This is a genomic window from Pseudomonas sp. DCB_AW (genome assembly GCF_026240895.1).
Classification (GTDB): domain Bacteria; phylum Pseudomonadota; class Gammaproteobacteria; order Pseudomonadales; family Pseudomonadaceae; genus Aquipseudomonas; species Aquipseudomonas kermanshahensis.
Genome location: NZ_JAPFCE010000107.1, coordinates 1 through 11,262 on the forward strand (window position 1 = coordinate 1; position 11,262 = coordinate 11,262).

Consider the following 11,262-nt stretch of genomic DNA (forward strand, 5'->3'; position numbering starts at 1 on the left):
AAGAGGCCGGTGAAAACGCAGTGATTTCCGCTGCTGTCACCGGCCTCTTCGCAGCACAAGGCTGCTCCTACAATGTCCCAGATCACTGGAATAACTGGATACGTAAGTGTATACACTTCCCCCAAAACAATAATTGGCGGGGAGCACGGGCATGCGTATCTGGCGGCAAAGTATCCAGTGGCAATTGATCGCAAGCATGGGCGCAGCCCTGCTGGCGAGCATCCTGGTGGTGGTGATCATTTTCACGGTGGCGCTCAACCGCCTGACCGAACGCTACCTGGTCGACACAGCGCTGCCAGCCAGTGTCGAAGCAATCCGCAACGATATCGAGCGCATGCTCGGCCAGCCGCTGGTAGCGGCCGCCGACATAGCCGGCAATACCCTGCTGCGCGATTGGCTTGCGGAGGGCGAAGACCCCGCTCAAACCTCACGCTTTATCGAATACCTCGAGGCTGCCAAGCAGCGCAACAAAGCCTTTACCACGCTGTTCGCCTCCACCGAAACCGGCCACTACTACAACGAGAAGGGGCTGGACCGCACACTCAGCCGGGCCAACCCGAAGGACACGTGGTTCTACGGCTACATCGACAGCGGCGCCGAGCGCCTGATCAACATCGACATCGACGGTGCCACAGGCGAGTTGGCGCTGTTCATCGACTATCGCGTGGAAAAAGACGGCAAGCTGGTCGGCGTGGCGGGTATGGGCTTGCGCATGACCGAGTTGTCGAAGCTGATCCACGATTTCAGCTTTGGCGAGCACGGCAAGGTATTTTTGGTACGCAACGATGGGCTGATCCAGGTGCACCCGGACAGCGCCTTCAGCGGCAAGCGCCAGCTTGTCGACCAGCTTGACGCACAGGCCGCGAAAGCGGTGATGAATGGCGACCAGGGCCTGCGTACCAGCCGCTTCCAGCGTGATGGCGAAGGCTACCTGGCATTAGGCTTGCCACTGCGCGACCTGAACTGGACCTTGGTCGCCGAAGTGCCTGAGGCCGAAATCTACGCGCAGATGCATCAGGCAGTCTGGCTCACCACCTTGATCGGTGGTGGCGTGGCGCTGTTGTCGTTGCTGCTGGTGGTGGTGCTGGCGCGCGGCTTGGTACGGCCGATCCGCCGCGTCACGGCCGCACTGGTGCAGATCGGCAGCGGCGCGGGAGACCTCAGCCACCGCCTGGATGATTCGCGCCAGGACGAACTGGGTGATCTGGCCCGTGGCTTCAACCGCTTCCTCGACAGCCAACGGGGGTTGATCGGCGAGGTGCTGCGCACGACTGAACGCTTGCACCTGGCCGTCGAACAGGTGACGCAGGTGGTGGACAACACGGCCGAGCGCTCCGGTCGCCAACAGGAGATGACCGAAATGGTCGCCACCGCCGTGCATGAGATGGGCCTGACCGTGCAGGACATCGCCCGCAATGCCGGCAATGCCGCTGAAGCGTCACAATCGGCGCGCGACGAAGCCTTGCAGGCGCGTGACGTGGTGCGGCGCTCGATCCAAGGTATTGAAGGCATGTCCGGCGACATCGGCAAGGCGGCGGATGCGGTCGCACAGTTGGCCGACGAAGTCGCCTCGATCGATGAAGTATTGGCGGTGATCCGCAGTATTTCCGAGCAAACCAACCTCTTGGCGCTGAACGCTGCGATCGAGGCGGCGCGGGCAGGGGAGATGGGGCGTGGTTTTGCCGTGGTCGCCGATGAGGTGCGTACCCTGGCGCGGCGCACGCAGCTGTCTACCGATGAAGTGCAGCAGATGATCCAGCGCTTGAAGCAGGGCGCAGGCTCGGCGGTGACGTCGATGCAGGCAGGGCAGCAGGCGACGGGTAGCGGCGTTGAATCGAGCCAGCGCACCGGTGCCTCGTTGGGGGCGATTACCGACAAGGTCGAGCACATCACCGACATGAACCATCAGGTGGCGACAGCGACTGAAGAGCAGTCAGCGGTGACGGAGGAGATCAACCGGACGGTACAGGGGATTTCCGACCTTGCCAGGGAGACAGCGGCGGAGGTGCAGGGGTGCCGGGCGGAGTGCCAGGCGTTGCGTGGGTTGGCTGATGATTTGGCGCGGCAGATGGGTGGGTTCAAGCTTTAGATTGTTGGAGCTGCTGCCATCGCATTCGCGGGGCAAGCCCGCTCCCACAGGTCGTGCACAGTTTCAGCATCTGTGAGGACCCTGTGGGAGCGGGCTTGCCCCGCGAATGCGATCTATCAGGCAGTGATGATCGCGCGGATATCCGCCGCCAGCTCACGCACCCGGTCTTCTTCAGTATCCCAGGAGCACATGAACCGCGCCCCGCCACTGCCAATAAAGGTATAGAACCGCCAGCCCTTGCCCCGCAGCGCTTCAATCGCGTGCTCTGGCATTTGCAGAAACACCCCGTTGGCCTCCACCGGGAACATCAGCTCCACCCCTGGCAGGTCGCTGACCAGCGATGCCAGCAGCTGCGCGCAGTGGTTGGCGTGCGTGCCGTGGCGCAGCCAGGCGCCATCTTCCAACAGCCCGACCCAGGGCGCAGACAAGAAGCGCATCTTCGACGCCAACTGCCCGGCCTGCTTGCAGCGGTAGTCGAAGTCTTCGGCCAGCTGGCGATTGAAGAACAGGATCGCCTCGCCCACCGCCATGCCGTTCTTGGTACCGCCAAAACACAGCACATCGACGCCGGCCTTCCAGGTCAGCTCCGCCGGGCTGCAACCGAGGAACGCGCAGGCATTGGTGAAACGCGCGCCGTCCATGTGCAGGTTAAGGCCCAGTTCCTTGCAGGTGGCGCTGATCGCCTTGAGCTCGTCGGGGCGGTACACGGTGCCCACTTCGGTGGCCTGGGTGAGTGTTACCACACGTGGCTTGGGGTAGTGGATGTCCTGGCGCTTCAACGCCACTTCACGGATCGACTCAGGCGTCAGCTTGCCGTTGATGCTGGGTGCGGTGAGCAGCTTGGAGCCGTTGGAGAAAAACTCCGGCGCGCCACATTCGTCGGTTTCGACGTGGGCGGTCTCGGAGCAGATCACGCTGTGGTAGCTCTGGCACAGCGAGGCCAGGGCCAGGGAGTTGGCGGCGGTGCCGTTGAAGGCGAAAAACACTTCGCAGTCGGTTTCGAACAAGTTGCGGAAGTACTCGGCGGCACGCTCGGTCCACTGGTCGTCGCCATAGGCGCGTTCGTGGCCCATGTTGGCCTTGGCCATGGCGGCCCAGGCTTCGGGGCAGATGCCGGAATAGTTGTCGCTGGCGAATTGTTGGCTCTTATCTGTCATGACACGGTCCTGTGAACGACGCAGAACAGCACTCTAAACCATCGATTCAGCAGTTGCCTATACAACCCATACATAAGCTGATTTCAGGGTTGTCCGTGCCGGCCTCTTCGCGGGTAAACCCGCTCCCACAGGGATACCCAAAGGCTTCAAGCACCGCCGTACCTGTGGGAGCGGGTTCACCCGCGAAAGGGGCGGCACAAACAGCAAATCAGCGAATGTCGTAAACGCGCCATTGCAAGGCGTGCGCAGGCATCTGACCCACCCCGGCCAGTCATACCATCGCCACAAAGGGCCACAGTGCTCTACAGACAAGAAACGATCGCTGCCGGGAGACAACAAGATGTTCAGCAAGCAAGACCAGATCCAGGGTTACGACGACGCACTGCTGGCGGCGATGAATGCCGAAGAACAGCGCCAGGAAGATCACATCGAGCTGATCGCCTCGGAGAACTACACCAGCCAGCGCGTCATGCAGGCCCAAGGCAGCGGCCTGACCAACAAATACGCCGAAGGCTACCCAGGCAAGCGCTACTACGGTGGCTGCGAGCACGTGGACAAGGTCGAGGCACTGGCCATCGAGCGCGCCAAGCAGCTGTTCGGTGCTGACTACGCCAACGTCCAGCCGCACTCCGGCTCTTCCGCCAACGGCGCGGTGTACCTGGCCCTGCTGCAGGCCGGTGACACCATCCTGGGCATGAGCCTGGCCCACGGCGGCCACCTGACCCACGGCGCTAAAGTGTCGTCCTCGGGCAAGCTGTACAACGCGGTTCAATACGGCATCGACACCAAGACCGGCCTGATCGACTACGACGAAGTCGAGCGCCTGGCGGTCGAGCACAAGCCGAAAATGATCGTCGCCGGCTTCTCGGCCTACTCCAAGACCCTCGACTTCCCACGCTTCCGCGCCATCGCCGACAAGGTCGGTGCGCTGCTGTTCGTCGACATGGCCCACGTTGCCGGCCTGGTTGCTGCGGGCCTGTACCCGACCCCGATCCCGTTCGCCGACGTGGTCACCACCACCACCCACAAGACCCTGCGCGGCCCACGTGGCGGCCTGATCCTGGCCAAGTCCAACGAAGAAATCGAGAAGAAGCTCAACGCTGCCGTGTTCCCCGGCGCCCAGGGCGGCCCGCTGATGCACGTCATCGCCGCCAAGGCCGTGTGCTTCAAGGAAGCGCTGGAGCCAGGCTTCAAGGCTTACCAGCAACAAGTCATCGAAAACGCCCAGGCCATGGCCCAGGTGTTCATCGACCGCGGCTACGACGTGGTTTCCGGCGGCACTGACAACCACCTGTTCCTGGTCAGCCTGATCCGCCAGGGCCTCACCGGTAAAGATGCCGACGCCGCCCTGGGCCGCGCGCACATCACCGTCAACAAGAACGCCGTACCGAACGACCCGCAGTCGCCGTTCGTCACCTCGGGCCTGCGCATCGGCACCCCGGCCGTCACCACCCGCGGCTTCAAGGTCGCTCAGTGTGTGGCCCTGGCCGGCTGGATCTGCGACATCCTCGACAACCTCGGTGACGCTGACGTCGAAGCCGATGTGGCGAAGAACGTCGCGGCGCTGTGCGCAGACTTCCCTGTTTACCGCTGAGTGGAGTAAACGACCATGCAACGCTACTCGGGCTTCGGCCTCTTCAAACACTCCCTCAGCCACCACGAAAACTGGCAGCGCATGTGGCGCACGCCGACCCCTAAAAAGGTCTACGACGTGGTCATCGTTGGCGGTGGCGGCCATGGCCTGGCCACGGCCTACTACCTGGCCAAGGAACACGGCATCACCAACGTCGCAGTGATCGAGAAGGGTTACCTGGGCGGCGGCAACACCGCCCGTAACACCACCATCGTGCGTTCCAACTACCTGTGGGACGAATCGGCGCAGTTGTACGAGCACGCCATGAAGCTGTGGGAGGGCCTGTCCCAGGACATCAACTACAACGTGATGTTTTCCCAGCGCGGTGTCTACAACCTGTGCCACACCTTGCAGGACATTCGTGACTCCGAGCGCCGCGTCAGCGCCAACCGCCTCAACGGCGTCGATGGCGAACTGCTGAACACCGCCCAGGTCGCGGCCGAAATCCCGTACCTGGACTGCTCGAAGAACACCCGTTACCCGATCCTCGGCGCGACCGTTCAGCGCCGTGGTGGTGTTGCCCGTCACGACGCCGTGGCCTGGGGTTACGCCCGTGCCGCCGACGCCCTGGGCGTGGACCTGATCCAGCAGACCGAAGTGATCGGTTTCCGCAAGGAAAACGGCGCGGTCATCGGTGTCGAAACCAACAAAGGCTTCATCGGCGCCAAGCGTGTCGGCGTGGTCACCGCGGGTAACTCCGGGCACATGGCCAAACTGGCCGGCTTCCGCCTGCCGCTGGAATCGCACCCGCTGCAAGCGCTGGTTTCCGAACCGATCAAGCCGATCATCGACAGTGTGATCATGTCCAACGCCGTGCACGGCTACATCAGCCAGTCCGACAAGGGCGACCTGGTGATCGGCGCCGGTATCGACGGCTGGGTCGGCTACGGCCAGCGCGGTTCGTACCCGGTGATCGAGCACACCCTGCAAGCGATCGTCGAGATGTTCCCCAACCTCTCGCGCGTGCGCATGAACCGCCAATGGGGCGGCATCGTCGACACCTCGCCGGACGCCTGCCCGATCATCTCCAAGACCCCGGTCAAGAACATGTTCTTCAACTGCGGTTGGGGTACCGGTGGCTTCAAGGCGACCCCGGGTTCGGGCAACGTCTTCGCTGCCAGCCTGGCCAAAGGCGAGATGCACCCACTGGCCGCGCCGTTCTCCATGGACCGTTTCTACAACGGCGCACTGATCGACGAACACGGCGCCGCCGCCGTCGCCCACTAACCGGAGACACCGTCATGTTGCATATTTTCTGTCCCCACTGCGGCGAGCTGCGCTCCGAAGAAGAGTTCCACGCCTCTGGCCAGGCGCACATCGCCCGCCCGCTGGACCCTGCCGCCTGCTCCGACGAGGAGTGGGGCACCTACATGTTCTTCCGCGATAACCCGCGCGGTATTCACCACGAACTGTGGGACCACGTTGCCGGCTGCCGTCAGTACTTCAACGTCACCCGCGACACCGTGACCTACGAGATTCTGGAAACCTACAAGATTGGCGAGAAGCCGCAGGTGACCGCCAACGGCAAGCAAAACAGCGCACCGTCGACCGTCAAAGGCCAAGGGGAAAAAGTATGAGCCAGACCTATCGCCTCGCCAGCGGCGGCCGTATCGATCGCAGCAAGGTCCTGAACTTCACCTTCAACGGCAAGACCTACCAGGGTTATGCCGGTGACAGCCTGGCCGCTGCGCTGCTGGCCAACGGCGTCGACATCGTCGGCCGCAGCTTCAAGTACTCGCGCCCGCGCGGCATCATCGCCGCCGGTACCGAAGAGCCGAACGCCATCCTGCAGATCGGCTCCAGCGAAGCCACCCAGATCCCTAACGTGCGTGCCACCCAGCAGGCGCTGTACGCCGGCCTGGTCGCCACCAGCACCAACGGCTGGCCGAACGTCAACAACGACGTCATGGGCATCCTTGGCAAGGTGGGCGGCAGCATGATGCCGCCGGGCTTCTACTACAAAACCTTCATGTACCCGAAATCGTTCTGGATGACGTACGAGAAGTACATCCGTAAAGCGGCCGGCCTTGGCCGTGCACCGCTGCAGAACGACCCGGACAGCTACGACTACATGAACCAGCACTGCGACGTGCTGATCGTCGGTGCCGGCCCTGCTGGCCTGGCCGCCGCCCTGGCTGCTGCCCGCAGTGGCGCCCGCGTGATCCTCGCCGATGAACAGGAAGAGTTCGGCGGCAGCCTGCTCGACACCCGCGAAACCCTCGACGGAAAGCCTGCCGCTGATTGGGTCAATGCGGTGGTCAAAGAGCTGGAAAGCCTGCCGGAAGTGACCCTGCTGCCCCGCGCCACGGTCAACGGCTACCACGACCACAACTTCCTGACCATCCACGAGCGCCTCACCGACCACCTCGGCGACCGCGCCCCGATCGGCCAGGTGCGTCACCGCGTGCACCGTGTGCGTGCCGGCCGTGTGGTACTGGCCGCTGGCGCCCACGAGCGCCCGCTGGTGTACGGCAACAACGACGTCCCGGGCAACATGCTGGCCGGCGCTGTGTCCACCTACGTACGCCGCTACGGTGTCGCCCCTGGCCGCAAGCTGGTGCTGTCGACCAACAACGACCACGCCTACCGCGCCGCGCTGGACTGGCACGACGCTGGCCTGCAAGTGGTCGCCATCGCCGACGCCCGCCACAACCCACGCGGCTCGCTGGTTGAAGAAGCGCGTGCAAAAGGCATCCGCATCCTCACTTCCAGCGCCGTGGTCGAGGCCAAAGGCAGCAAGCACGTGACCGGCGCCCGCGTGGCCGCCATCGACGTGCAGGCCCACAAAGTCACCAGCCCAGGCGAAACCCTCGAGTGCGACCTGATCGCCAGCTCCGGCGGTTACAGCCCGATCGTCCACCTGGCGTCGCACCTGGGCGGTCGCCCGGTCTGGCGCGATGACATTCTCGGCTTCGTGCCGGGCGATGCACCGCAAAAACGCGTTTGTGTCGGCGGCATCCATGGCGTCTACGCCCTGGGCGATGTGATTGCCGACGGCTTTGAAGGCGGCGTTCGCGCAGCCACCGAAGCCGGCTTCAAGGCCACCACCGGCACCTTGCCGAAAACCGTGGCACGCAAGGAAGAGGCCACCGTGGCGCTGTTCCAGGTGCCGCACGACAAGGGCAGCAAAGGGCCGAAGCAGTTCGTCGACCAACAGAACGACGTGACCGCTGCCGGTATCGAGCTGGCCACCCGCGAAGGCTTCGAGTCGGTCGAACACGTCAAGCGCTACACCGCGCTGGGCTTCGGTACCGACCAGGGCAAGCTGGGCAACATCAATGGCCTGGCCATCGCCGCCCGTTCGATCGGCATCACCATCCCGGAAATGGGCACCACCATGTTCCGCCCCAACTACACGCCGGTCACCTTCGGTGCGGTAGCGGGCCGTCACTGTGGCCACCTGTTCGAACCTGTACGCTTCACCGCCCTGCATGGCTGGCACGTGAAGAACGGCGCCGAGTTCGAAGACGTCGGCCAGTGGAAACGCCCGTGGTACTTCCCCAAAGCCGGTGAAGACATCCACGCCGCCGTGGCCCGCGAGTGCAAGGCCGTGCGTGACAGCGTCGGCCTGCTCGACGCCTCGACCCTGGGCAAGATCGACATCCAGGGCCCGGACGCGCGTGAGTTCCTCAACCGCATCTACAGCAACGCCTGGACCAAGCTTGACGTGGGCAAGGCCCGCTACGGCCTGATGTGCAAGGAAGACGGCATGGTCTTCGACGACGGCGTGACCGCCTGCGTTGGCGACAACCACTTCTACATGACCACCACCACCGGCGGCGCCGCACGCGTGCTGCAGTGGCTGGAGCTTTACCACCAGACCGAATGGCCAGAGATGAAGGTGTACTTCACCTCGGTCACCGACCACTGGGCGACCATGACCCTGTCCGGCCCCAACAGCCGCAAGCTGCTGAGCGCGCTGACCGACGACATCGACCTGGACAAGGACGCCTTCCCGTTCATGACCTGGAAGGAAGGCACCGTCGCCGGCGTACCGGCCCGTGTGTTCCGCATCTCGTTCACCGGTGAGCTGTCGTACGAAGTGAACGTGCAGGCCAACTACGCCATGGGCGTGCTGGAAAAGATCATCGAGGCGGGCAAGCAATACAACCTGACCCCGTATGGCACCGAGACCATGCACGTGCTGCGTGCCGAGAAGGGCTTCATCATCGTCGGCCAGGACACTGACGGCTCGATGAACCCAGACGACCTGAACATGAGCTGGTGCGTCGGCCGCAACAAGCCATTCTCGTGGATCGGCCTGCGTGGCATGAACCGCGAAGACTGCCTGCGCGACAACCGCAAGCAGCTGGTCGGCCTCAAGCCGGTGGACCCGACCCAGTGGCTGCCAGAAGGCGCGCAACTGGTGTTCGACCCCAAGCAACCGATCCCGATGGACATGGTTGGTCACGTCACCTCCAGCTACGCGGCCAACTCCCTGGGGTATTCGTTCGCCATGGGTGTGGTCAAAGGCGGCCTCAAGCGCATGGGCGAGCGGGTGTACTCGCCGCAGGCTGACGGCAGCGTGATCGAGGCGGAGATCGTGTCTTCGGTGTTCTTCGATCCGAAGGGTGAGCGGCAGAACGTTTAAGGCCCCGGATGGTGGCGTCGAACCCTGTGGGAGCGGGTTTACCCGCGAATGCGATGTTGGCCTCACTGGCCTCTTCGCGGGTGAACCCGCTCCCACAGGTTCGGCGTTGCTCGGAACTACAGAATTCAAGGCAGGTAAGAAATGAGCGCTATCAACGTCTTCCAGCAAAACCCCGGCGGCGACGCCAAGGCCCAGTCGCCGCTGCACCATGCCGACCTGGCCAGCCTGGTTGGCAAGGGCCGCAAGAACGCAGGCGTGACCCTGCGTGAGAAAAAATTCCTCGGCCACCTGACCCTGCGTGGCGACGGCCATGACCCGGCCTTCGCCGCAGGCGTGCACAAGGCCCTGGGCCTGGAGCTGCCCGTGGCCCTGACCGTGGTCGCCAACAGCGACATGTCGCTGCAGTGGATGGGCCCCGACGAGTGGCTGCTGATCGTCCCGGGCGGCCAGGAGTTTGCCATCGAGCAAAAACTGCGCGCGGCCCTCGACGGCCTGCACATCCAGGTGGTCAACGTCAGCGGCGGGCAGAGCCTGCTGGAACTGCGCGGCCCGCACGTGCGCGAGGTGCTGATGAAGTCCACCAGCTATGATGTTCACCCAAACAACTTCCCGGTGGGCAAGGCCGTCGGTACCGTGTTCGCCAAGTCGCAACTGGTGATCCGCCGCACCGCCGAAGACACCTGGGAACTGGTGATTCGCCGCAGCTTCGCCGATTACTGGTGGCTGTGGCTGCAGGACGCTTCGGCCGAATACGGCCTGAGCATCGAAGCCTAAGGAGAGCCGCACATGAGTCGGGCACCGGATACCTGGATTCTCACCGCCGACTGCCCGAGCATGCTCGGTACCGTCGACGTGGTGACGCGTTTCCTCTACGAGCAGCGCTGCTACGTCACGGAGCACCACTCCTTCGATGACCGGCAGTCGGGGCGCTTCTTCATTCGCGTCGAATTCCGCCAGCCGGACGACTTTGACGAGGTGGGCTTCCGTGCCGGCCTCGCTGAACGTAGCGAAGCGTTCGGTATGGCCTTCGAGCTGACCGCGCCTAATCACCGCCCCAAGGTGGTGATCATGGTGTCCAAGGCCGACCACTGCCTGAACGACCTGTTGTATCGCCAGCGTATTGGCCAACTGGGCATGGACGTGGTCGCGGTGGTGTCCAACCACCCAGACCTCGAACCGCTGGCGCATTGGCACAAGATTCCTTACTACCACTTTGCACTCGACCCCAACGACAAGGCGGGGCAAGAGCGCAAGGTGCTGCAGGTGATCGAGGAGACTGGCGCGGAACTGGTCATCCTTGCCCGCTACATGCAGGTGCTGTCGCCCGAGCTGTGCCGGCGCCTGGACGGCTGGGCGATCAACATTCACCACTCGTTGCTGCCGGGGTTCAAAGGCGCCAAGCCTTATCACCAGGCGTACAACAAGGGCGTGAAGATGGTGGGCGCGACCGCGCACTACATCAACAACGACCTCGATGAAGGGCCGATCATTGCCCAGGGGGTCGAGGTGGTTGACCACAGCCATTATCCCGAGGACCTGATTGCCAAGGGGCGGGATATCGAATGCCTGACCCTGGCGCGCGCTGTGGGGTATCACATTGAGCGGCGGGTGTTTCTTAACGCCAACCGGACTGTCGTTCTCTGACTATTTTGGGGCTGCTTTGCAGCCCATCGCAGGCAAGCCAGCTTGTGTCTTCAAGGCCAATTAAACTCAAAAGGGTGAGAGCAGTGGATGGCAGACTGATAGCCAGCGGTGCCTAAAGCACGAGTAGGAGCCTAGTCACCATCCACCT

Annotated in this window: 8 protein-coding genes; 7 read left to right on the forward strand and 1 reads right to left on the reverse strand. The window is 63.4% G+C overall.

Features of this window, described 5'->3' with window-relative positions; translation table 11 throughout:
- Positions 1-151: 151 nt before the first annotated feature.
- Entirely contained in the window at positions 152-2,089 is a 1,938-nt protein-coding gene (locus tag OO306_RS26895) for a methyl-accepting chemotaxis protein (protein WP_265970304.1), read from the forward strand.
- Between the two features lie 116 nt (positions 2,090-2,205).
- Here the strand turns inward: OO306_RS26895 and OO306_RS26900 are convergent, their stop codons facing one another.
- Positions 2,206-3,246, reverse strand: coding sequence for a low specificity L-threonine aldolase (locus OO306_RS26900; protein WP_027594305.1), 1,041 nt, complete (start codon positions 3,244-3,246; stop codon positions 2,206-2,208).
- Positions 3,247-3,586: 340 nt separating this feature from the next.
- On the opposite strand from OO306_RS26900, the gene OO306_RS26905 reads away from it, so the two are divergent.
- From OO306_RS26905 to purU, 6 genes are all read left to right on the forward strand, one after another.
- The gene (locus tag OO306_RS26905) at positions 3,587-4,840 is read left to right on the forward strand and encodes a serine hydroxymethyltransferase (protein WP_265970305.1); all 1,254 of its coding nucleotides are present in this window, start codon (positions 3,587-3,589) and stop codon (positions 4,838-4,840) included.
- A gap of 15 nt (positions 4,841-4,855) precedes the next feature.
- A complete protein-coding gene (locus OO306_RS26910; RefSeq protein ID WP_008089646.1) occupies positions 4,856-6,106 on the forward strand; it encodes a sarcosine oxidase subunit beta family protein in 1,251 nt (416 codons plus the stop codon).
- Positions 6,107-6,120: 14 nt separating this feature from the next.
- A complete protein-coding gene (locus OO306_RS26915; protein ID WP_027594307.1) occupies positions 6,121-6,456 on the forward strand; it encodes a sarcosine oxidase subunit delta in 336 nt (111 codons plus the stop codon).
- Complete coding sequence (locus tag OO306_RS26920; protein ID WP_027594308.1) at positions 6,453-9,470, forward strand: sarcosine oxidase subunit alpha; 3,018 nt, start codon at positions 6,453-6,455, stop codon at positions 9,468-9,470. The genes OO306_RS26915 and OO306_RS26920 overlap by 4 nt, the downstream gene beginning before the upstream one ends.
- Positions 9,471-9,611: 141 nt before the next feature.
- Entirely contained in the window at positions 9,612-10,244 is a 633-nt protein-coding gene (locus tag OO306_RS26925; RefSeq protein ID WP_265970306.1) for a sarcosine oxidase subunit gamma, read from the forward strand.
- A 12-nt stretch (positions 10,245-10,256) separates the two neighbouring features.
- Positions 10,257-11,114 carry a formyltetrahydrofolate deformylase gene (gene purU / locus OO306_RS26930; RefSeq protein WP_099428119.1) on the forward strand — a complete coding sequence of 286 codons (858 nt, stop codon included), beginning with the start codon at positions 10,257-10,259 and terminating at the stop codon, positions 11,112-11,114.
- The last annotated feature ends 148 nt before the right edge of the window (positions 11,115-11,262 follow it).

Coding starts and splice junctions, on each gene's coding strand:
- OO306_RS26895 (WP_265970304.1), top strand. CDS start 152: ATGCGTATCTGGCGGCAAAGTATCCAGTGGCAATTGATCGCAAGCATG.
- OO306_RS26900 (WP_027594305.1), bottom strand. CDS start 3,246: ATGACAGATAAGAGCCAACAATTCGCCAGCGACAACTATTCCGGCATC.
- OO306_RS26905 (WP_265970305.1), top strand. CDS start 3,587: ATGTTCAGCAAGCAAGACCAGATCCAGGGTTACGACGACGCACTGCTG.
- OO306_RS26910 (WP_008089646.1), top strand. CDS start 4,856: ATGCAACGCTACTCGGGCTTCGGCCTCTTCAAACACTCCCTCAGCCAC.
- OO306_RS26915 (WP_027594307.1), top strand. CDS start 6,121: ATGTTGCATATTTTCTGTCCCCACTGCGGCGAGCTGCGCTCCGAAGAA.
- OO306_RS26920 (WP_027594308.1), top strand. CDS start 6,453: ATGAGCCAGACCTATCGCCTCGCCAGCGGCGGCCGTATCGATCGCAGC.
- OO306_RS26925 (WP_265970306.1), top strand. CDS start 9,612: ATGAGCGCTATCAACGTCTTCCAGCAAAACCCCGGCGGCGACGCCAAG.
- purU (WP_099428119.1), top strand. CDS start 10,257: ATGAGTCGGGCACCGGATACCTGGATTCTCACCGCCGACTGCCCGAGC.